15 protein-coding genes and 7 pseudogenes are annotated in these 22,893 nt (G+C 51.6%); 12 read left to right on the plus strand and 10 right to left on the minus strand.

Translation table 11 applies throughout. The features are described 5' to 3' along the window. Positions 1-1,115 precede the first annotated feature (1,115 nt). From KGP22_RS18710 to KGP22_RS18735, 5 genes and pseudogenes are all read left to right on the plus strand, one after another. A pseudogene (locus tag KGP22_RS18710) lies at positions 1,116-2,195 on the plus strand (IS3 family transposase). A 384-nt stretch (positions 2,196-2,579) separates the two neighbouring features. Next, positions 2,580-2,867, plus strand: a pseudogene (locus KGP22_RS18715) (transposase); the annotation flags it as partial. Positions 2,868-2,965: 98 nt separating this feature from the next. After that, on the plus strand, positions 2,966-3,199 hold the full coding sequence (locus KGP22_RS18720; protein ID WP_123060787.1) for a helix-turn-helix domain-containing protein: 234 nt from the start codon (positions 2,966-2,968) through the stop codon (positions 3,197-3,199). 18 nt (positions 3,200-3,217) lie between these two features. After that, positions 3,218-3,478: a transposase gene (locus KGP22_RS18725; protein ID WP_123060788.1), complete on the plus strand. Its 261-nt coding sequence runs from the start codon at positions 3,218-3,220 to the stop codon at positions 3,476-3,478. 1,094 nt (positions 3,479-4,572) lie between these two features. After that, a pseudogene (locus KGP22_RS18735) lies at positions 4,573-4,791 on the plus strand (transposase); the annotation flags it as partial. 938 nt (positions 4,792-5,729) lie between these two features. Here KGP22_RS18735 and KGP22_RS18740 read toward each other — a convergent pair. After that, positions 5,730-6,101 (minus strand): hypothetical protein, encoded by a 372-nt coding sequence (locus KGP22_RS18740; protein WP_143345528.1) that lies wholly within the window; start codon positions 6,099-6,101, stop codon positions 5,730-5,732. A 202-nt stretch (positions 6,102-6,303) separates the two neighbouring features. On the opposite strand from KGP22_RS18740, the pseudogene KGP22_RS18745 reads away from it, so the two are divergent. Continuing rightward, a pseudogene (locus KGP22_RS18745) lies at positions 6,304-6,506 on the plus strand (IS6 family transposase); the annotation flags it as partial. A gap of 170 nt (positions 6,507-6,676) precedes the next feature. Here the strand turns inward: KGP22_RS18745 and KGP22_RS18750 are convergent. After that, positions 6,677-12,028 (minus strand): invasin domain 3-containing protein, encoded by a 5,352-nt coding sequence (locus tag KGP22_RS18750; protein WP_223580483.1) that lies wholly within the window; start codon positions 12,026-12,028, stop codon positions 6,677-6,679. Between the two features lie 476 nt (positions 12,029-12,504). Beyond that, positions 12,505-12,900 (minus strand): hypothetical protein, encoded by a 396-nt coding sequence (locus KGP22_RS18755; protein WP_223580484.1) that lies wholly within the window; start codon positions 12,898-12,900, stop codon positions 12,505-12,507. 165 nt (positions 12,901-13,065) lie between these two features. Between KGP22_RS18755 and KGP22_RS18760 the strand changes: the two are divergent. After that, positions 13,066-13,190 (plus strand): annotated as a pseudogene (locus tag KGP22_RS18760) (IS1 family transposase); the annotation flags it as partial. 15 nt (positions 13,191-13,205) lie between these two features. Here the strand turns inward: KGP22_RS18760 and KGP22_RS18765 are convergent. Next, positions 13,206-13,779 (minus strand): annotated as a pseudogene (locus KGP22_RS18765) (IS5 family transposase); the annotation flags it as partial. Positions 13,780-13,870: 91 nt separating this feature from the next. On the opposite strand from KGP22_RS18765, the pseudogene KGP22_RS18770 reads away from it, so the two are divergent. After that, positions 13,871-14,403: pseudogene (locus KGP22_RS18770) on the plus strand (transposase); the annotation flags it as partial. 544 nt (positions 14,404-14,947) lie between these two features. On the opposite strand, the gene KGP22_RS18780 reads toward KGP22_RS18770, so the two are convergent. The 3 genes from KGP22_RS18780 to KGP22_RS18790 form a co-directional block, all read right to left on the minus strand. Beyond that, positions 14,948-15,349, minus strand: a complete 402-nt coding sequence (locus KGP22_RS18780; protein ID WP_223539554.1) for a zinc-ribbon domain-containing protein — start codon at positions 15,347-15,349, stop codon at positions 14,948-14,950. A 118-nt stretch (positions 15,350-15,467) separates the two neighbouring features. Further along, on the minus strand, positions 15,468-15,674 hold the full coding sequence (locus KGP22_RS18785; RefSeq protein ID WP_057055960.1) for an AlpA family transcriptional regulator: 207 nt from the start codon (positions 15,672-15,674) through the stop codon (positions 15,468-15,470). A gap of 100 nt (positions 15,675-15,774) precedes the next feature. Then, on the minus strand, positions 15,775-16,350 hold the full coding sequence (locus tag KGP22_RS18790; protein ID WP_123060700.1) for an inovirus-type Gp2 protein: 576 nt from the start codon (positions 16,348-16,350) through the stop codon (positions 15,775-15,777). 1,052 nt (positions 16,351-17,402) lie between these two features. Between KGP22_RS18790 and KGP22_RS18795 the strand changes: the two genes are divergently transcribed. Next, positions 17,403-18,359, plus strand: a complete 957-nt coding sequence (locus tag KGP22_RS18795; RefSeq protein WP_123060701.1) for a hypothetical protein — start codon at positions 17,403-17,405, stop codon at positions 18,357-18,359. 151 nt (positions 18,360-18,510) lie between these two features. On the opposite strand, the gene KGP22_RS18800 is transcribed toward KGP22_RS18795, so the two are convergent. From KGP22_RS18800 to KGP22_RS18810, 3 genes are read right to left on the minus strand one after another with little or no spacing between them, the layout of a single operon-like run. Continuing rightward, entirely contained in the window at positions 18,511-20,049 is a 1,539-nt protein-coding gene (locus KGP22_RS18800; RefSeq protein WP_223579781.1) for an IS66 family transposase, read from the minus strand. Positions 20,050-20,098: 49 nt separating this feature from the next. Further along, on the minus strand, positions 20,099-20,446 hold the full coding sequence (gene tnpB / locus KGP22_RS18805; RefSeq protein WP_073001021.1) for an IS66 family insertion sequence element accessory protein TnpB: 348 nt from the start codon (positions 20,444-20,446) through the stop codon (positions 20,099-20,101). Continuing rightward, a complete protein-coding gene (locus KGP22_RS18810) occupies positions 20,443-20,823 on the minus strand; it encodes a transposase (RefSeq protein ID WP_073001090.1) in 381 nt (126 codons plus the stop codon). The genes tnpB and KGP22_RS18810 overlap by 4 nt, the downstream gene beginning before the upstream one ends. A 62-nt stretch (positions 20,824-20,885) precedes the next feature. Between KGP22_RS18810 and KGP22_RS18815 the strand changes: the two genes are divergently transcribed. The 3 genes from KGP22_RS18815 to KGP22_RS18825 all read left to right on the plus strand — a co-directional run bounded on the left by KGP22_RS18815 (position 20,886) and on the right by KGP22_RS18825 (position 22,719). Then, positions 20,886-21,800, plus strand: coding sequence for a GTPase (locus KGP22_RS18815; protein WP_223580485.1), 915 nt, complete (start codon positions 20,886-20,888; stop codon positions 21,798-21,800). A 212-nt stretch (positions 21,801-22,012) separates the two neighbouring features. Next, positions 22,013-22,420, plus strand: coding sequence for a hypothetical protein (locus KGP22_RS18820; protein ID WP_032233521.1), 408 nt, complete (start codon positions 22,013-22,015; stop codon positions 22,418-22,420). A gap of 71 nt (positions 22,421-22,491) precedes the next feature. Further along, the gene (locus KGP22_RS18825) at positions 22,492-22,719 is read left to right on the plus strand and encodes a hypothetical protein (RefSeq protein ID WP_123060703.1); all 228 of its coding nucleotides are present in this window, start codon (positions 22,492-22,494) and stop codon (positions 22,717-22,719) included. Positions 22,720-22,893 lie beyond the last annotated feature (174 nt).

Consider the following 22,893-nt stretch of genomic DNA (forward strand, 5'->3'; position numbering starts at 1 on the left):
TTAAATGGTTTTTAAGGTTCAGTGCGTAGCGGCAAAACTGAGTAGACCAACAACGGGAGCCTCCCCTAAAAGAATCTCAGGAAATTGAATTTACAATAGATTCAATCATTTAAATTAAGCCCATGAGAAAATTGTTGTTTTTTTATATGCCGCGATATTTTTATTTCTTCACAGGTAATTACTGAGCAGCATGTTTTTCATTGGGTTGATGAAAGTAGGGCACAGTGTCTGGAATAGGCATAGTGTGTCTCAATCAAATTTTCATTCAGGATTGATTTATCATATTAAAGCAGTAGTGTAGGTGGTAATGCTGTTCATTCTCTTATATTGGCGTGGGGTATTTATTTTGATTAATATCATTATCATTACTGAAAATCAGTATTTTGTTTTGGGTTTGATTGAGTGTTTACATAAAGTTTTCAATAAAGATTTCATTAAAATAACCAGAACTAACTTCCAAAACTATCACCAATGTCTCCATGATGAAAGTTCTTTGCCAACGTTTTTTTTTAGGCACTTTATTTTTTGTGAAAATATCACCTCTAAGATTTTAAAGGGTGATATTAGCACGTCGAAATTTAAAATTATTGAAATGTCGAAATCAGTTGATGAGTTATGTAGGGAACTGCTTATTGATGAATATAGCCAGACTAACAATCGACTCTCTACATTATCACCAAAAGAACATAGGATTTGTACTTATTTTAAGATGAATTATACTGATAATAAAATCGCACAAAGTTTAAATATAACAAAAACAACACTGAGTTGTCACAGGCGGAATATACTTTCAAAATTAAATTTAAAAAATAAACAACAACTCTATATGTTCTGTAAAACGCTTTGATTTCAGGGCTGTGCTCCTGTAAGGGAAGGTGCGAAAAGTGGAACGCACATTGATCATCGCCCGCATTAAAAATATATTACTTTAAAAGTCTGAAGTATTTGCTCAAAATCTTTTTTTGCTCCATTATTCTCATTTTTCGGGACTTATCTTGATTTTTGGGCGCAGATATTCTGGCCTGCTCCCCGTTGATTAACACACCGCGATATTAGTAATGTCTTCATAAGCAACATGAGGACATCCCCATGAAGAAGCGTTTTCCGACGAACAGATCATCAGTATTCTCCGCGAGGCTTAAGCCGGGGTTTCTGCCCGTGAGCTCTGCCGCAAGCACGCCATTTCCGACGCCACTTTGTACACCTGGCGTAAGAAGTATGGCGTTATGGAGGTGCCCGAGGTTAAGCGCCTGAAATCGCTTGAGGAAGAGAACGCCAGACTCAAGAAGCTGCTTGCCGAAGCAATGCTGGGTAAGGAGGCAATTCAGGTGGCTCTGGGACGAAAGTACTGACGACAGACCAGAATCGAGAAGCCGTGGAGTTGATGTGTGATGCGACCGGTCTGTCGCAACGTCGTGCCTGCAGACTTACAGGTTTGTCTCTGTCAACCTGCCGCTACTAGGCTCAGCGTCCGCGGCTGATGCGAATTTATCATGGTGCATCACTGAGCTGGCACTGGAGCGCAGGCGTTTTGGCTATCGCCGTATCTGGCAGTTACTGCGCCGTGAAGGCCTTCAGCGCGTGTACCGCCTTTATCATCTCTGCGGGCTGGGTGTAAAACGCAGACGACTTCGTAAAGTACTGGCAACGGAACGTCTGCCGCTGCTCCGCCAGGCGGCGCCCAACCTGACCTGGTCGATGGATTTCGTCATGGACGCGCTGGCCACCGGTAGCAGGATCAAGTGCCTGACCTGTGTGGACGACTTCACGAAGGGGTGTCTGACAATTATTACCGCATTCGGGATTTCAGGCGCTAAGGTCACGCGTATTCTGGACAGCATTATACTATTTCGGGGCTATCCGGCGACGATAAGAACGGACCAGGGACCGGAGTGCACTCGCCGCGCACTGGATCAATGGGCCTCTGAAAATGGTTTTGAGTTACGGTTAATCCAGCCGGGTAAACCAACGCAGAACGGATTTATTGAGAGTTTTAACGGACGATTTCACGATGAATGTCTGAATGAGCACTGATTCCGCTATATCGTTCACGTCAGGAAAATCATTAACGACTGGCGGCAGGATTATAACGAGTGTCCGCCACATTCGGCACTGAATTATCAGGCGCCATCAGAGTTTGCAGCACGGTGCGAAATGGAAAATGTGAAGGTAAACAAACCGACATTACTAACTGACAGTTGTATCTATTATTGGGGGGCAGGTAACGTGTTACTTCCGGCGCAAATAAAAACCAAGCAAATACTAGGACAAAAAAAGCCCCTAGGCGGGGCCATCAGACAAATATGATGCTCATGGGCAATATAGGATTTCACATCATTGCATCTGAAAACACAATGTACATATAAGTAAGATACTGGCGCGAGTGGCAACAACTGCTTCACGGCGATTATTTACCACAATTACGAATCACAAATATACCTGTAGTTCGCCCCACCGCTCAGCATTAATTTACCACACAGTGCAAGATTAGCTTACAGAAGGGGATATGGATATGCAAATAAATACAAATTAAGATTTAAAAGTGGACAGCTAATTTAAATCCGCAAGGTTGACGCAAGGTCCATTCGATGAGAATAACCGGTATCCCCCGCAACCAGGTGTCGTCCATCTGCCGCGTTATCCATGAGTGCGTACTGGTGTTTCAGCACCGTCCGCTGGAATGAGAATGGCCCTAAATGTAGCTTTTCGCGGCTTATGTGAATGTATGTAACAATGATCGGATGGTAAGCGTCGTGGTCATAATCGCCTGCGCGGTTAACCCGGACGGAAGACGGGAAATTATCGGAATGGGCATCGGTGAGTCAGAAGCCAAAGCGTTCTGGCTTTCCTTCCTGCTGAACCTTAAATAGTGCGCACTGGAGGCGTGCGTATTACCATGAAGGAGATCGGTGAGTACCCCCCTGTGTCAGCATGGTTGTCGCTTACTTTTTGAAGGAAAATGACTATGCCTGCACATGCTGTACCGATTGATGTGAAAGAAAAGGGAGTGATGTGGCTTTTACTCCTCTATAGCTGGTCTGTCAGACACATTGCACAAAAACTGGCTCTGAGTTCTTCCGTCGTTGCAAAATTGAGACTTGAACTGGTGGCACAAGGCTTATTGCAAAAATATGAAAGCATTTCCTCTGTGGATGGTGATGGATGCACCCCAGAGCGTCGCTTTTCGGTTGTTCTTTAAACAGCGTCATTGTATGAAATGGAACTTACTGATTATTGTCCCCGTCAGGGACTTTTCGTTGAGCAGGTTAGAGAGTGGCAGATTATTTCGATTAAAGCTTATAAAATGAAGCTTACGGAAAATCGTCGTGCAGATAAAGAGTTGCGTGATATCAGAAGCCGATTACGTGAACTGGGAAAAGAGCTGACCCGCAAAGATAAAGCTCTGGCAGAAGCTGCTGCGCTCCGGATGCTGCAGGAAAAGTTCAATGCCCTCTGGGACAACAGCGATGAAGGCTAACCCCACTTCCGGAGCGGCAGAAGATTATTTCTCTTGTCCGTGACGCTGTCGCTCACAGGGCCCGTAAAATCCAGGCCTGCCAGTGTATAGGGTTTTCGATCCGAACGCTTCAACGCTGGATTGATGGTGAAGTGATCAGTGCAGACAGCAGGCCCGATAAGAAAGATCGGGCCCCCAGAAATAAATTATCAAAAGCAGAAAGGCAGCAGATCATGGAACTACACAACTCTCCAGAGTTTGCATCTTTGCCTCCAAATGTGATCGTACCGATGCAGGCAGATAAAGGTGTTTATATTGACTCCGAATCAACATTTTATCGTGTATTACAATCAGCCTGTCAGTTGACCGCGAATGTCAGTACAAGCGGCCTGATGTGCTTAAGGCTGTGGCACTAAACTAGATCTGAAGTTGGGACATCAGTTGTTTACTGTCCTGGGTAAAAGGCCAGCATTTATACCTATATATGATCATGGATATTTATAGCCGTAATGTTATCGCCGCAGAAGTATTCACCAGTGAGACCGGGCAGCCTGCAGCAGAACTGCTACAACGAGCGGTATGGAATAAAAAACGTTCACCCAGTAATCTGGTACTTCATTCCGATAACGAAAGCCCAATGCGCAGCTATATGTTGTTGGCAAAAATATATGCTCTCGGCGTACTGAGTTCTTACTCTCGTCCTCGGATCAACAATGACAATCCGTATTCAGAATCTTTGTTCCGCACACTAAAATATTGCTCCTGGTACCAGAGAACGGCTTTCACACAATAGTGGATGCACGGGCATGGATCAGCCATTTCGCAAACTGGTACAACGTTGAACATAAACACAGGGAGATAAAATACGTCACGCCAGATGAGCTGCATCGGAGCCTGGATAAGAAAATACTGGTTGCCAGAAAATCTGTTTACAGGTTAGCCTACAACACCATCCAGAACGCTGGAGTAAACTACTATGCAACTGCGACCATATTTCGGAGGCTTACCTTAACCAGGATAAAGAGGCGGCATAACGTAATTTTAATACATCAGGCGACAACTCCCTTGTAAAACGCCGTTAGTGGGTGATGTCCGTTCGTGAAAATACTCATGTGAAAAGTGCACATGCAACTTGGCTCGAAGTTTCCGGTCAGATGGAAAAAATCAAACCGGCGGTCACGGTGATGATCGACGAAGCTGAGCGGGACGTTTTGGAATACCTCGGGTTCCTGAAAGCGCACCGGGTGAAAATCCTCTCGACCGACACGCTGGAGCAATTAAACAAAGAAGTGAAACGGCGTGCAGACGCAGTGGTAAAGAAGTTGTATTTGCCGTAACACTGCATGGCGGAGGAGACTTCATCTGAAGTCGCCCCCTGATGGACTTCACCGATCGTTCAATATGGACTATATTACCTTACAGGAATCTATAAATTAGCACAAGCCCACGAAACTACGATATTATCATGACAACTTAGTCACAGTTCTTGTTCACCAAAATTAATTAAATAGATGTGTAAATAAACAAATCAACAATTCTGAGAAGCCATTATAATTTATAAGATGGTTTTGTGGTGTTACTTTTTGCTATTCCCTTGAGGTTTTGGCCCACGCTGGTGGGCTTTTTTCTTTAGTGCGGAAATGCCATACTTAGAGATAATAAAAATTATACATTGATTACTATAAACGGGATAGTTTCATGTACGCATAGCCAGCGCTAGCCTTTATTGCAGGCTTTTCCTGCCTTTATATATTTCCAACCCTTAAGATAATAAAAATTTAGATTATGTGATTGCTAACTTGCTTTACCGTGGTATTATACATGCCGTCCTATCCTGACTTACCATAAATAACAACATGCACTTGCAGAGACTAACGCCCTTAATTTTCTCTTTGAGGCAATCTATTAATTAAATAAAAGGGCAACCTGATACCGTGCATATTCAAAACAACAATGCATAATATTATTCTATTATCTATAACAGGAGTAAGGTATAATTTATTGGTAGTTAACTTAAACAACTGCGCAGAATAGTACATAATTTAAAAGAAACTAAGCTCGGATTATGCATTCTGATCAATCGGCAAACCAACCAAAATCAGCAACTGGACTGAGCGATGCCGATCAGCACCGATACCCCATGTCGAACTACGCCTGATGCAGCAAGCAGTTCATAATGGACGTTCATCCGTTAGTCGCTGGATTAACGGATTTCCAACTCTGCATATTTTATTCCCCACATTACGTTGAAAAAATGGCGGCACTCCACAGATTATTTATCAGCATTGACTTGTAAAAATACACTCCCGGTTTGAATAGTATTTTCAAGCTCTTTTTTCCTAGAATAATACCATCTTAATAGACATTCTTTATCATTACAACTTTTTTCTCTTGCACGCCAGCTTTCTTGACTATATTTTAAAAACACTATTTTATCTTTTGCAGCTTTTTTTGCCAACCAGAATGTTTCAGATAAATTATAATCCAGCTCAGCTAGTCGTTTATCTGAACAAATCAATACTTCATTTTTAGAATGCGCTTTAGTACAATCAAAGCTTGTTTCAAAAAAATCCTGAAATTTATCTTGAGCCAGAGCAGATATACTCATTTGCATGAAAAAAAACATTGTAAAAAACTTAAACATACAAACTCCAAAAGGAATAATTAGAAATTAGTAACTATGGATACATCATACAAATTTGGCAGTAAGCCCATTCAGGGGAGCATGTATTTCTTTCACGTCCTTTCAGTCTTTATATCCTATCTACGAATAGTGGATACTCGACTAAATGCTCTATCGGTTAATCCTTCATCAAGTAACAAACTGTTTTTTATGTTGCCTGTTAATATATTTTAATCGAAATACCTTCAAACGCCTGTACAATCCAGTAGATATTATTACTCAAAGCATACGCTAGTATCTAAATGACTCACTGAGTCTGAATGTTCTCGAAGATATTATGGATGAGCATTGCATGTCATTGACCATTCCACGCTGCACAGTTGGGTTAAACGTTTGGTACCACTACTGGAAAAGGCTTTACGCAGGTATATACTCATTCTGCCGATGCTGAGACTTGTTTAACTTCATTCGAACACGGATTGACATCAAATTTCAATCAACAATTGGAATCTGTTCATCAACTATGAACCGAACTGCACCTTACTTTGTTGGAAGTCCAATTTTTCGGGTGCAGGCCCAAAATATGCAGGTAAATATTATAAATATTTACTACACATAACATAATCTACCGCAACTATAGAACCAGTATACACTATACCTGATTCCATGCTTGCCTCATACCAAGTGGAAACATTTAAAGCTTGTGCAGACCAATACGATCCATTAGTAAAGCCTGAACCCGGATACACCGCTAAAGCCCCCCACTCATTCCAAAGAGCACCTATACCACGGACTCCTGTAGCAATATTACTGTTGTTAACCGTCATATCACTGAGAACAGGCAAATTTAGAGCCCTACCAATGCACCAATCTCTGGCATTATTTCCCGTTAACCGAGTTGCACCATTATTAATAAACCATTTATTAACTGTAAATGTATAAGTCAATGCATCCCCCCCGGCAATTGGTGTTGCCGTAATGGTTACAGGCGATGTGGTACCCTCTGCAGTAAACGTCACTCTACCAGTAGAAGATACCGAAACCCACGACGTATCACTACTTGTCCAGTTATATCCTGCTGCAGCCCCCACTGTATTAATGGTAAATGAGGCATTATTAAAACCAGTTGTCGGGAAACCTGCCGTAGTAGCAAAGGTAAATCCACCTGCGGTGACACCTGTTATCTCTCCAGTCAGGGTGACACCGGCCGGGGCCACCCCGAAGGCCGCACCGCCCAGCGTGGCGCTCACCGCCGCAGCGCCCGCCGTCGTTCCGGTCAGGGTCGCCGTGTAGCTGCCGTCTCCGTTGTCCGTCACCGTGCTGAAGGTCACCCCCCCGAGGGTCGAGGCAAAGGCAACCGCCTGCCCGCTCACCGGGTTGTTCAGCGCGTCGCGCAGCGTCAGGGTCAGCGTGCTCGCCGCCACCCCGTCAGCCGCTATGGTCGCCGGCGCCGCGGCCAGCGATGAACGGGCCGCATCCGGCGCGCCCGCCGTCAGGGTGACACCGGCCGGGGCCACCCCGAAGGCCGCACCGCCCAGCGTGGCGCTCACCGCCGCAGCGCCCGCCGTCGTTCCGGTCAGGGTCGCCGTGTAGCTGCCGTCTCCGTTGTCCGTCACCGTGCTGAAGGTCACCCCCCCGAGGGTCGAGGCAAAGGCAACCGCCTGCCCGCTCACCGGGTTGTTCAGCGCGTCGCGCAGCGTCAGGGTCAGCGTGCTCGCCGCCACCCCGTCAGCCGCTATGGTCGCCGGCGCCGCGGCCAGCGATGAACGGGCCGCATCCGGCGCGCCCGCCGTCAGGGTGACACCGGCCGGGGCCACCCCGAAGGCCGCACCGCCCAGCGTGGCGCTCACCGCCGCAGCGCCCGCCGTCGTTCCGGTCAGGGTCGCCGTGTAGCTGCCGTCTCCGTTGTCCGTCACCGTGCTGAAGGTCACCCCCCCGAGGGTCGAGGCAAAGGCAACCGCCTGCCCGCTCACCGGGTTGTTCAGCGCGTCGCGCAGCGTCAGGGTCAGCGTGCTCGCCGCCACCCCGTCAGCCGCTATGGTCGCCGGCGCCGCGGCCAGCGATGAACGGGCCGCATCCGGCGCGCCCGCCGTCAGGGTGACACCGGCCGGGGCCACCCCGAAGGCCGCACCGCCCAGCGTGGCGCTCACCGCCGCAGCGCCCGCCGTCGTTCCGGTCAGGGTCGCCGTGTAGCTGCCGTCTCCGTTGTCCGTCACCGTGCTGAAGGTCACCCCCCCGAGGGTCGAGGCAAAGGCAACCGCCTGCCCGCTCACCGGGTTGTTCAGCGCGTCGCGCAGCGTCAGGGTCAGCGTGCTCGCCGCCACCCCGTCAGCCGCTATGGTCGCCGGCGCCGCGGCCAGCGATGAACGGGCCGCATCCGGCGCGCCCGCCGTCAGGGTGACACCGGCCGGGGCCACCCCGAAGGCCGCACCGCCCAGCGTGGCGCTCACCGCCGCAGCGCCCGCCGTCGTTCCGGTCAGGGTCGCCGTGTAGCTGCCGTCTCCGTTGTCCGTCACCGTGCTGAAGGTCACCCCCCCGAGGGTCGAGGCAAAGGCAACCGCCTGCCCGCTCACCGGGTTGTTCAGCGCGTCGCGCAGCGTCAGGGTCAGCGTGCTCGCCGCCACCCCGTCAGCCGCTATGGTCGCCGGCGCCGCGGCCAGCGATGAACGGGCCGCATCCGGCGCGCCCGCCGTCAGGGTGACACCGGCCGGGGCCACCCCGAAGGCCGCACCGCCCAGCGTGGCGCTCACCGCCGCAGCGCCCGCCGTCGTTCCGGTCAGGGTCGCCGTGTAGCTGCCGTCTCCGTTGTCCGTCACCGTGCTGAAGGTCACCCCCCCGAGGGTCGAGGCAAAGGCAACCGCCTGCCCGCTCACCGGGTTGTTCAGCGCGTCGCGCAGCGTCAGGGTCAGCGTGCTCGCCGCCACCCCGTCAGCCGCTATGGTCGCCGGCGCCGCGGCCAGCGATGAACGGGCCGCATCCGGCGCGCCCGCCGTCAGGGTGACACCGGCCGGGGCCACCCCGAAGGCCGCACCGCCCAGCGTGGCGCTCACCGCCGCAGCGCCCGCCGTCGTTCCGGTCAGGGTCGCCGTGTAGCTGCCGTCTCCGTTGTCCGTCACCGTGCTGAAGGTCACCCCCCCGAGGGTCGAGGCAAAGGCAACCGCCTGCCCGCTCACCGGGTTGTTCAGCGCGTCGCGCAGCGTCAGGGTCAGCGTGCTCGCCGCCACCCCGTCAGCCGCTATGGTCGCCGGCGCCGCGGCCAGCGATGAACGGGCCGCATCCGGCGCGCCCGCCGTCAGGGTGACACCGGCCGGGGCCACCCCGAAGGCCGCACCGCCCAGCGTGGCGCTCACCGCCGCAGCGCCCGCCGTCGTTCCGGTCAGGGTCGCCGTGTAGCTGCCGTCTCCGTTGTCCGTCACCGTGCTGAAGGTCACCCCCCCGAGGGTCGAGGCAAAGGCAACCGCCTGCCCGCTCACCGGGTTGTTCAGCGCGTCGCGCAGCGTCAGGGTCAGCGTGCTCGCCGCCACCCCGTCAGCCGCTATGGTCGCCGGCGCCGCGGCCAGCGATGAACGGGCCGCATCCGGCGCGCCCGCCGTCAGGGTGACACCGGCCGGGGCCACCCCGAAGGCCGCACCGCCCAGCGTGGCGCTCACCGCCGCAGCGCCCGCCGTCGTTCCGGTCAGGGTCGCCGTGTAGCTGCCGTCTCCGTTGTCCGTCACCGTGCTGAAGGTCACCCCCCCGAGGGTCGAGGCAAAGGCAACCGCCTGCCCGCTCACCGGGTTGTTCAGCGCGTCGCGCAGCGTCAGGGTCAGCGTGCTCGCCGCCACCCCGTCAGCCGCTATGGTCGCCGGCGCCGCGGCCAGCGATGAACGGGCCGCATCCGGCGCGCCCGCCGTCAGGGTGACACCGGCCGGGGCCACCCCGAAGGCCGCACCGCCCAGCGTGGCGCTCACCGCCGCAGCGCCCGCCGTCGTTCCGGTCAGGGTCGCCGTGTAGCTGCCGTCTCCGTTGTCCGTCACCGTGCTGAAGGTCACCCCCCCGAGGGTCGAGGCAAAGGCAACCGCCTGCCCGCTCACCGGGTTGTTCAGCGCGTCGCGCAGCGTCAGGGTCAGCGTGCTCGCCGCCACCCCGTCAGCCGCTATGGTCGCCGGCGCCGCGGCCAGCGATGAACGGGCCGCATCCGGCGCGCCCGCCGTCACGCTCACGCTGGCATCTGCCACGATGTTACTGGCTGGTATATTCGCTTTAAGAGTGTTTATGCCGGCAGACGTCATCACAACGCTCGCGGAATAACTTCCGTCTCCGTTGTCTGTCCAGACAATTCCACTGTAATCCTGTCCCGTCAGGGTGTTACTCAGCACGATATCAGAGGATTGCAGGCCTGTTACAGGAACTGAATCGCGGTTGACAACCTTTAACGTCAGCATACTGCTCTGCCCGACCGTTACAGGAGAAGTTGCCAGCAGGGTCATACCGGTAACGGAGGCATTCACCGGAACAAAAGTCACACCGGTTACAAAACTGTTGCCGTTGATGAGCGTTGTACTGAGCGCGTACTGCCCCGCCCTTAAGTGAGTTATATTGAGAGCAACCTGGCCTGAAGCATCCGTTGTTGCCGCAAACCCTCCGCAGTCAGACGAGCCATTGATGGTACATTCATTCTTTCCTGTCGAAGGGGATATAATCACCTTCAGCGCCATTCCGGACACTGGCTTCCCGCTGGCGTCCGTCACCTTAACCACCACCTGATTGGCAGACCGCCCGTCCGCAAGCGCATTATCTGACACAACGCTGAGAGTGGCCTGAACGGAAGACGCCTTCACGGTTATAACCGTCCGGGCTTCCGCTTTGTTGCCTTCCCTGTCGGTCATTACTGCAGTAAGAGTGTAGGTATTTTCTTTTCCCGTTTCAGGCGAATTCCAGGCAGGCAACACCAGGCTGACCTCAAGAGGATTTGCCCCTGTGACAATCTGCCCTCCGGCTGCAATAAAGGCGCCGGCCTCCCACTCAACGCGGGAAACTCCGTACTTTGCCTTCGCCTTTGCGGTAACCGGAATACTCGTCAGCGCCTCCCCCTCAAATGACGGAGGTAATGACAATGAAACAAGCTCCTGCTTGCGGTACTGCATGACAATATTATAGTTACGGTCAACAAGGTCATAACGGCCGCCCTTAAGACTACGCATAATGCTGACATTGTCAGCACTTAACTGCTCAGAAAGCGACAATCCAAACCGCCAGTTAAAATCAATCCTGGCAAACAGGTCAGATGAGTCACCTGAGCGGTGACCGGCAGTGACTGTCATTAACGGGAAAGGCGTATAATTTACGGCAGTCGTAAACGTCTGCGGAGCATCCCGGAGGGAATCAGGAGAGGCAGAGCCTGTCCCGGAAGCTATTCCTTTTCCGAAATATTTTTCGTAGGTAAATTCCCCACCAACCTGCGGATATGCCGGCAGCCAGTACCTGGCCCTCAGGTCATAACCGTTAGCAGGGCGCTCATCATAATCACGCATGGAATCAAGCACCGACTGATGCCAGTCAGTAATTCGGAAATAACGGTTCGCTGAAAGACTGATATAGTCAGTTCTGGCCTCGAGCCCTACACCATAACGGGCATTATTGCCCGTCTGGTCATAATCATAAAAACTGTTAACTCCCAGCATGAATTCCTCTGCCGGGTAATACCGCACGCCCAGACCGCCATTCCAGATTGTTCTGTCTCTGTCACGCCGCACGCCGGCCTGACCATAAATAAGATGCTCCTGAGCATCCACCAGAGGAACCAGTAAATCAGCGCTCCCGCGTTTTTCCGTATCTATCTGAACACGTGCATTGCCTTTTTGCCCAAGCCAGTCACGTATGGCATTATTCATCACCCCATTGGCCATTCCGTTGATACGTCCAAGCGCTGCTGAGCGCGCAGCCCCGGCGCGGTCCTCCGCCCCCATAACTCCCCAGACGGACTGAACCCCGCTCAGCAGGGCCTGAGGGGGTTCGGTTTTTTGGGGGGAAGTTTCATTATGTATACTGCCCGGCATTAGTGGTGGACTCGCAGGCTCTGAAGAGTCCGTTCCGGCTGAATGAACTGAAATATCAGGGTTGCTGTGGTTGTTGTTTTTGCCGGGAAACGCTGCGCCCCGCAAAGGCTCTGAGGATGGCTTAACAACAGACACCTCAGGCGCCGGGAGTGACGATGCCTTTCCGTAAGGTTCAGAGAGCAATGCCTCCGTCTTCCCGTGACCAGCCTCCATCAGATGACTCATCTCCCCGAGCCTTTCCATCCCATCAGGCTGGGAAGCAAATGCAAGCGGGGCAAGAGGGAAAAGAAAACTACTTATGACCCAGTAAAATAAAACAAACAGCCGCATTTTTTCAAAAAACCTGATGTCAGCAAACACAAACAGCACCCCGAATATATCAATAATTAAATCTTAGAAACCTGTAACATGCGGTTTCGTATTTCAACAAACGTCTGACTTTTAACCCTGTCACAAATCATATTCAGCTTATCATTCAGAGTGATGACCATAACTTCTTTAGGGTCCTTTTCCATTAATTCTTCATTAGCTTTATAGTACGCGTACTGTCGGTTAACGCTGTCAAACTGGGCTTTATATCCGGAATACGCAGACATATTAAGTTGCTTCAGGAGGTCGAAGTTATCAACACACTGGCGACCATCTGATTTTGCGCTGATGCTGCTTTTCTGGCCCTGAGATGAAACAAGAGAAACTGAAGAAGGCCGGGTCTTTCCGACCGAATTACAGCCAATCAGGAGTGAAGAAACAACAGAGATAATTACTAGGTGCGTTTTTTTCATAACGAACTCATTCCTAAATATTATTTAGCTTTGATGATAATCAACACCACCAAGCATATAAATACACAAATACATAAATGCATGCATATAAAAATACAAATTAAAAGTGGTGATGCCTCTAATTGGTTTAATCTGATTTATAATGTGGGCTTTTAAGGTTCTCTCATGGCCAGCGTTAACGTTCATTGTCCCCGTTGTCAGTCCGCTCAGGTTTACAGCCATGGTCAAAACTTAAAGGCCATGGCAAATTTCGCTACCGTGACTCCCACCACGTGTTTCAGCTCACTTACGCTTAAAGCCTCTCTCAATAGGACTTTATTCCAGACGATAAGACCACAGGCAAAATGCAACATGGCCTCGTAATTTTCTGTCTTCTTTTCCCATCGGGTCAGGACACGGCGAAAACGATTCATCCAGCTATAAGTTCTTTCGACAACCCAGCGATGGGCTTTGAAGTCCTTGTTTTTACTGGCATATGACTCTTCTTTACGGTACTGGATATGCGGTTCGTAGCGGCGGCCCTGTAGATATGTTTTCAGCCAGCCAGCATCGTAACCTTTGTCCAGGCAGAGTCTGAGTTTTTGCCCCGGACGACCCGCCTGAAGCGCATCGAGCGTATCCGCAACCAGGTTCATGTCGTGCGTGTTCGCTGCTGCGACAACCAGAGACAGAGGAAACCCGCTGGCGTCCGTCAGAAGCCCGCGCTTTACGCCTTGTTTCCCTCTCTCAGTGGGGTTGCGGCATGTTTTTTGTTCCTGACAGCGGCGATTTGGTCATACAGCCGTCCATTGACAGCCAGGACCAGTCAATGCTGTCCAGATGCCCGCAGGCAAGCAAACCGTTCTGCCAGAAGCGCTCGAAGACTCCGGCATCGCGCCATAGACTGGCCCCATGAATCTCCAGACAGTGGGAATCACTTAAGTTAGTGATAGTCTTAATACTAGTTTTTAGACTAGTCGTTGGAGTCCGGATGATTGATGCTTTAGGTCCAGAGAAGCGCAGACGGCGAAGTGTTCAGGAAAATCGCCATTGTTCAGCAGAGTTTTGAGCCCGGAATGACCGTGTCGCTGGTCGCCCGTCAGCATGGCGTTGCTGCCTGTCAGCTGTTCCTGTGGCGTAAGCACTATCAGGAAGGCAGCCTCAAAGCCGTTGCCGCAGGAGAACAGGTTGTGCCCGCGTCGGAGCTGGCATCTGCGATGAAGCAAATTAAAGAGCTGCAGCGCCTGTTGGGCAAGAAAACCATGGAAAACGAGCTGCTAAGAGAAGCCGTTGAATATGGCCGACAAAAAAGTGGATAGCGCACGTGCCCTTGTTGCCGGAGGATGGCGAATAAGCCTTGTCAGTCGTTGCCTCCGGGTCTCACGTTCGCAACTGCATGCCATGGCCCGTCGGTCGAAGGACTGGCAGGATCGTCAGTGCAAGCGCAAACCTGATGATACTGACGCGCTGGCCCGTATCCATACCGTTATCGGCGATCTGCCCACCTATGGTTATCGTCGGGTAACTCGACCAGAACACGTGAGGAGGCATCCAGTGTTGCGGGCGCCTGTATTCTCAAGCCCCGGCACCACCTTTATCGCGCCACCGTATAGATCCAGTCGTTACAGCGTGAGCATTTCTTGCTGCCAAAGTAAGTATATTCACATCGGGTACATCGCCAGTTTCGGGTTCGTGTGTGCAGCGGCCCCTGGAAAGCCGTATTCCGCTCTCGTCTGCCAGCAGGCCTTACCGGTGTAGCTCGCCGTGGTGGTCTTATCGCGTACTGGCAGCCCTGATTTTTAAGCCTCTCTATACGGTTGCGGCGTGCATGAACAAATATCTCCTTACCCGGAGCAACCTCCTGAATAATCACCTCAGTATGGCAGGAATCACACAGCAGGCGCCCGACGTAGCTGTATGGGACGTCCTGAACGGTTACCCATTCTCCGTCGTCAGTGATGGCGTGTTCAACTGGTTTGAACTGCATCATGACCGTACTCCAGTGCAGATACACTGGTGCACGAAAACCATTCCGCGTGGAGAAACGCGGCTCGCTGTGGTACGCATATCATGCCACCTCGCTGCGGATAACTTCGGTACTGTGCTCACCGGTACGGCAATTCAGGCAGTACCGTTCGCCGTGGTAATCACTTTGGCACTCCGAACAGTGCCAGTCGGCCTTCCTCACTATCGGTAGGACATCTGGGACGTAACGGCGCAGCATGCGTATGCGCCGCGCTTCTATCGGCTCAGGGTGTACGTACGGGCAATGGTGACGACCGTTCTCGGTCAGGTTTTCCCATGTGTGTTCAAACCACGGGCGGTTAGTACCCCATCCAGGGTGGAATACCAGAGCGCTGCCGCAGAGGTGGCAGGTGTAGCGGTCGTAAGGGTGAAGCTGTGCAGTGACCGCGCCCGTGAGGCGCTGAATGCCGTCAAGCGCGATAAAAGATTTGGCGTCAATCGTCATATTAATGGGTCCTTTGCCATACGACAGGCAGCAGTGTTCCGTCCCGGAGAGGGCATCAGTGCAGGTCATACGACCGGTGGCTCTAAATCAGGTGTGAGATGTGATTGCGTTCGATAGATTACTGACGGGACTGCGCGATGCGTTGCTGTAGCCAGGCTTCCACTTCGCTTTCAAGCCAGCGGGAGCTTCTGCCCAGCTTAATGGGCTTCGGGAACTCACCGTCCTGTATGAGCTTATAAAACCATTTGTCGGTTAAGCCAGTAAGCTGGGTGATAAACGCCATCGTTACCAGTTGGTCTTTAAGAACGCTGTAATCTGTGGTCATCGTTTTTTCTCCGTTGGTGATAAGGGAGAAGAAGTCAGGGATGCGAATGGTGCAGACTTCTTCAAACGATGAGGTAATGGCGTATTTTTTTATCGGCGGGTTAGCTGTACTTACGCCGCCTGCCGCTGACTGCCGGGGCCGGGACAGCGCTGACTCTGTAAATCCGCCGCTTTGTACGCTGGGACTGCTTACCGAGGTAGCTCAGGATAAAAGCCATACCCTCCCGCCCTCTGCTGTCGGAAAAACTCACCACGCGTTCGCCTCTTACACGGTAATGTCCCTTTGGCTCACAGCGGTGCGCATAGCCTTCTCCATCCGTGATGTCCTCCCACAGCGACTGAATGGCTTCCCAGAAGCACCAGACCTTCCTGTGACGCTGACCATTGAGATAAAATGCAGCATGGACGTGGTAACGGTGATCTGCTGTGTATTCCAGTACCCAGGCATACCCCACCAGCCCTGATGATGCCGAACTCTGTTCCGTCAGCCAGGTCATATCGGCGACCAGTTGATTTAAGTCAGCGGCGTTAAATGAATCACTATTCTGGCGATAGGCAAAATCCACCCGCAGCATTAACAGTTTCGAGTAGCAGTTGAAGAGCTGGCTCTGATGGTGGAATAACACGTTCTGTAGAGAACTATCGGGTTGGTGATTTCTGTTGGTATTGTGAAGCATGATGTTATCCCGTGATGAATAGTGGTCATGGGATTACAGCAGCGTGTTATTTTTTACTGCGTGGATTTAACCGGATGGATGAGCAGGCTCATGCTGAACAAAGTTACTGGGACCGTCAGCAGCGTATTATCAGCGTGAGGGGATATTTGTTCATGTCATCCTCACGGTATTATTCGGGACCTGTGTTTAGCATGAGTGCATAAGGTTCAGACTGGAGATGAGATTAATCACACTGAGTGTATACGGCTAAACTCTGCGGATGGATGTCCCGTTGATGTGGTTGCCGATGGGGAGTATCAGTACGCTTCTTTATAAAATAACACTAATAACCTAAATGAATTTATTTTGAGGTTTAGTCAGTATCCAGTTACTCGTCTGCTGTCGTGATGTATTTCTGCAGATACACATCGTCTGGGGGAACACTGTTAATCCGGTTTTACCTGATTAACTTCACCGTGCATTCACGTAAGTTGCCGTACAGGCGTTATGCGAGGATGTCGTTCACTGCCTTCACTCATCTGTATCTCAGGGTAGCTTATTTTCGCCACTCTGATAGCAGAGTGATGGGTGTTCTACCTCTGGTCAGTTATATTGGCACAACGGCTACGCCAGTGCCGGAACCTGTAAGGGTAAAGCTTCGTATAATTACAGGGGAATGTAAAAAATGAAAGCACTCAGGAATGAACATACACGCGATGGAACATGGTGAGAATAATATCTTCGCCAGACTGATGTAAGCGTTTTATCCTTCATTTTAACATTTTCACTTCACTGTGTTGTTCTTTAACTGTAAGCACAACCAGTTGCAGAAGACCGGTTTATTGGGAATTTCACCATAAACCCAGGCGAGGGTACCTGTTGACAATTGTGCTCAACAGAGCAGCAAGGGCCGCCCAAAAGCGGTTTAGGACCCTGTAAACAGTAAAATCTTTCGGAAAACAGACGGCTAATACACGGATAAAAAACGTCTAAATCATGGGCTAAAATGGGAGCTTTTGTGGTAATATCACGACAAAATCACGCCATGACCACCACTTTGAGAGGCAAATATAATGGCATTTAATGATAATGGTAAGCGGGTTGCCGTTCCCGGAGCGACTAAACTTGAAGCACTCCTGAAGAGCAGTGAACGGGAGTTGATGTATTACGTCCATTTTTTACAGTGCAACGATAAGACTCGTCGTTATATCTCTGGGATGGATTATGCTGACATTAACCAGATCAAAGCCCTCATACAAAATGCACTTTATAAATCTGAGTTACGGGGGAGGGATATTGATTACACTATTGACGAAATGATCAATAGCTATCGAGAAAAAGCCATGCCTGAAGAAGAAATCAGCTGGTTAAAGGGGGAGCGTAGGGCATGCTTCTGGTTTTTGTTTAATGTACTCATTCGCGATACTCCCTACAGTTTAATTGATAGCATTATCAACAATAACAAATTAAACACGCACTCAAAGTCTGCATATTATTCAGCGGTTGCATGGCTTGATAAGGAAATGTATTCATGGGAGCATAGGGATGTTTTGAATGAAATGAGGAATTATGAAGACAAGTGGATGGGGATAAAATCAAACAAAGCGTATCCCTGGCTCGCTAAAAAAGAACCGAGCGATATAACATATTGTTATACCTACCTCAAGGATAAAGGAATGGGTGATATAACCCCCTCAATGTCAGAAAGAAAAGCTGCATTCATTCTTGAATTCTGTGAGGCTTCAGGCTTTGAATATAAAGATATTATAATGGCATTTTTTGACTATTTACATGGTGCTGCAAGGAATGGCCATCTTGTAACAGAAAATCTCATGAGAAAAATGTCTAGTGGGTTATCCTCATGGCGAAGCAGGAAAAATAAAGATGGATATTCTGACCTGCACTTTGACATCAGGGATGAAAACATCCCAAAACTTAAGGAACTTCAGAAAATTTTCAGACTCCCCTCAAGGAAAGATGTGGTCAATGAATTGATTGAGCGTTTTTACGAGCAGTATAATAAATCCTGATATTTTAATTTTTCTCAGTTATATATCACATTACTGAATTCCCTCCCGTTTTTATCTAACAGGCCATCCCCTCCGGATGGTCTTTTTTCATTCAGAGGCCGATATGAAACATCCGTAAGCGTCCAGCGAGAACCGTATTGACGGGGATGTGTTATTCAGTTGGCAGTGCGACGCGCCAGGGGAGTAGTTCGCTGACCCGGTTTATCGGCCAGTCAGCAATGACGTCAAGGACATAACGGAGGTAGCTTTCTGGCTCCACGCCGTTCAGTTTGCACGTTCCGATCAGGCTGTACAGCAGCGCTCCCCGCTCACCACCATGGTCAGAGCCGAAGAACAGGAAGTTTTTACGACCCAGACTGACCGTCCGCAGGGCATTTTCAGCGATGTTGTTGTCTGCTTCGGCCCAGCCATCGTCCGCATAGTACGTCAGTGCCGGCCACTGGTTAAGTGCGTACGCGAACGCTTTTGTCAGTTCTGAGTGTCGCGACAGAGTCTTCATCTTTTCACGCAACCAGCTTTCCAGGGATCTCAACAGCGGTTTCGTTTTTCGCTGACGTTCAGCAAGCCGCTGCTCTGACGGCATTCCCCTTATATCCGCCTCTATGGCGTACAACTGACCGATCTGCCTCAGGGCTTCTTCCGTCAGGGCTGACGGGGTGCGGATGTGCACATCGTGGATCTTTCGGCGGGCATGAGCCCAGCAGGCGGCTTCCGTTATCCGGCCATTGCGGTACAGCTCGTTGAACCCGGCGTACGCATCTGCCTGCAACACACCGCTGAAGCCGGCAAGATGGGTCTGCGGATGGATGCCTTTTCTGTCCGGGCTGTAAGCGAACCACGCGGCAGGTGCCAGCTCTGACCCGGCATTGCGGTCATCACGAACATACGTCCACAACCGCCCGGTCTTCGTCTTCTTATTGCCCGGCAACAGCACCGGGACGGGCGTGTCATCGGCGTGGAGCTTGCCGTCAGTCAGCACATAGTTCCGAAGTGCCTCTTCCAGCGGTGACAGCAGCCGGCAACATGCATCCACCCAGCCCGACAGCAGTGAGCGACTCAGCTCCACACCCTGGCGGCCGTATATTTCAGACTGGCGATACAGCGGGGTGTGCTCTGCATACTTAGAGGTTAGTACGCGGGCCAGCAACCCCGGTCCTGCTATACCCCGTTCGATGGGCCGCGAAGGCGCGGGGGCCTGCACAATGGCATCGCACTGAGTACAGGCGTGTTTTTCGCGTACAGTCCGGATAACCCGGAAGGCACTGCGCATCATCTCCAGCTGTTCGGCGGCATCCTCACCCAGATAACTCAGCAAGCCACCACACTCCGGGCAGCAGGGTTCTGCGGGTAATAGCCGTTTTTCATCGCGGGGAAGTGATTCGGGGAACGGTCTGCGGGTGCGGGTCTGACGCAGCGGGCGCTGCACGGCCGGATCATCCACCCGCCCCGTCAGCGTATCGCTTTCTTTCTGAAGCCGGTTCAAGTCAGCTTCCATCTGTGCGATACGGCGGGATACCTTTTCGGAACGACTGCCGAAGTTCATTCGGCGGAGTTTATCCAGCTGCGCCTGCAGATGGTCTATTTCACGCTCCCGGTTGCTCAGCTTTTCCTGAAGGGCGTGGATCAACGCTTCCTGTTCGGCCAGGCGCTGTTTTAGCAGAAGGATATCGTCAGAAGAGGTGTCATTCATAGGCCCGTATTTTACCAGGCTTATTCTGCGACAACCAGGATAAAGAGGCCTACAGCATGGTCAGGGATGTCAGCAGCCGCTTTGGCTGTCTCCAGTCGATACCTTCCATCAGCATTGCCAGCTGCGCCGGTGTCAGGAACACTTTGCCATCGCGAGCTGACGGCCAGGCGAAGCGCCCGCGCTCCAGCCGTTTGGTCAGCAGGCACAGCCCGTCACCGGTAGACCACAGCAGTTTGATCTGACTGCCGCTTCGGCCCCGGAAGATGAAGACATGCCCGGACATCGGATCGTCTTTCAGCGTCATCTGCACCTTTGCGGCGAGGCCATTGAAGCCGTTACGCATGTCGGTGATACCGGCAACCAGCCAGATTTTGGTGCCTGTTGGTAACGGGATCACCGTTTGAGCTCCTGTATCAGCACGGTCAGGAGCTTTTCGCTGACAGTACCGTTGAGGCGGAGCGTTCCGTGCCGGAACGTTACCTCACAGCTGATACTGAGGGTTTCCGGGTCCTCTGCGAGTGGCTCTGACTGTACGGCAGCTGCATCGAGAGTCACAGGAAGTAGCTGAGGACTCTCTGAAGAAGGTAATAGCAGCTTTCCCTCACGCCATTGTTGACGCCATTTGAACAACAGATTGGCGTTAATGCCATTTTGAAGCGCCAGCTTTGAGATGGATATCCCGGGTTCGCAGGAGGCAGCAACGAGCTGCTGTTTAAACTCAGGAGAATAATTAGGGCAGCCTTTACGCCTGCCGGGAGTCATATTTTTCTGCATATCTGACACTTTGGTTCCCACTACTTATTTGGTGGACACCACTTTGTCGGATGCTTCAGATTATGACCAGACGGTTCACGCTGTACGCTTACAAACATCCCTCGGGCTACGCCCTTATCCGCCGCCATCTGCGACGTTACCCACATGCACTGCGCCAGCATCTGCTGCAGGAGCTTAACCGGCTGGTCACCTATGAGCCGGTGATTGGCATTATGGGGAAAACCGGCGTCGGTAAATCCTCGCTGTGCAATGCGTTGTTCCGCAGCGAAATCTGCGCCGTCAATGCGGTGGAAGCCTGCACCCGTCAGCCACAGCGTGTCAGGCTACGCTTCGGTCAGCATTACCTGACGCTCGTGGATTTACCCGGTGTGGGTGAGAGTGTTACCCGCGATGGCGAATACCGTGAGCTGTACCAGCGGATGCTGTCGGAGATGGATCTGGTGCTATGGGTACTCAAGGCCGATGACCGCGCATTTGCGGTGGAAGAGCAATTTTATCAGGACGTGTTCGCACAGTTCAGAGGACCGATACCGCCAGTGCTGTGGATACTCAACCAGGTGGACAAAACCGAACCCGCCGAGCAGTGGCGATGGTTGTCGGCTCAACCCTCGGCGTTACAGGCGGAGCATATTGCGCAGAAACAGCAGGCTGTGGCACGTCAGTTGCAGATAGCAGAAATAGATATTCTGCCAGTCTCTGTCCGGGGGCGTTACCGGCTGTCGCGCCTGGTGGAGGCCATGATTACCCGCCTCCCAAAGCAAGCCCGCAGTCCACTTGTGCCTCATCTGCAGAACCGGTATCGCACTGATACCGTTATCAATACCGCCAGCAGCAGCTTTGGCGATGCCGTGGTAGAGGTGATTGATAACATCATTGACCTCGCACCGCTGCCGCAGGTGGCCCGCACAGCACTGCATGCGGTGACCCACACCGTCGCCCGTACAGCAGGCTCCCTCTGGGGATTTTTCTTCGGTTAACCTCTTCATTTTCGATAAACCTGAAGACGTGTATCGATAAGTTTTTGTGCTCAATGACGATCGATTTTGTCGATCGAGCCGATCGAAATTCATCGCTGTACCTGATGAATCCCGTGATTACATAATCAACCGGGAATCATAGGGTTATGTTATTTATCCATTAAAAATCAATGTGATATATCGCAGGATTTGTCACATACGGAGAAAGTGTCATGAAAACTGTTCTTATCGCGTTCGCCACCCTTGCTGTACTGGCCGCGATGCCCGCTCAGGCGGCTGATGAGGACGCTATAAAAGTTAATATCGAGAAAAGTGGCTACGAATGCCATGACTGCGTTTACGTCACCGTGACCGCCAGAACAGACAACATTCAGATAGACAAAATTGATGTTAACCGGGGGCGATGCCCGCAACTGAAGCAGGGAAAGACAACGTATAACGGGAAGACCACCCCGGAAGGATGGTGGCCCAATAAAGGTACGTTTACCCCCCGCAAAATGCAGTTTGCCGAGAGTCTGACCTGGCGTTTCGGAAATCCACTCTGGCAGACCGGTATCTCGTGTAATTTCCTGGAGGCCCGGATATTCACCGACCAGGGCACCTTCACCGTCAGTGACTAAATCAGCCCCCTTATCAACATCCGTTTCCTCTCCCGCCACCAGCGCTTTTTATTGTTCAAATGGAGTCATGAATGAAACGCTTTATTATCAGTATTTATTGTGTGCTGACTCTTATCACGGCCATTTATCAGGTTGTATGGGGGACTCAGGCATGGCGTGGCCTGGCTTATGCCATCGGACAGGGGCTGGTATGGCCCGCAGTCTGGTTCCCTTCACTCGGCAGCATTATCGGCGGGCTCATCTGGATAATCATCATCGTGTTCCTGCTCATCCTCGGTTTGTTTATGCGTAAATCGTGATGATGAAACACAAAGGGCTTTTTCTTGCCTTCCTCCTGCTGTTAACCGCCTGTGATGAGCCCAGGGGAAAACGTGCCTTTATGCGCGAATGCACCGCACAGGGTGATACCGCCCTGTGTGACTGTGCCCGGGAGAAACTCGTTCAGCGTTACGGTCAGGACTGGGGGAATCCCC

The sequence above is a fragment of the Enterobacter sp. JBIWA005 genome (genome assembly GCF_019968805.1).
Lineage (GTDB): Bacteria > Pseudomonadota > Gammaproteobacteria > Enterobacterales > Enterobacteriaceae > Enterobacter > Enterobacter vonholyi.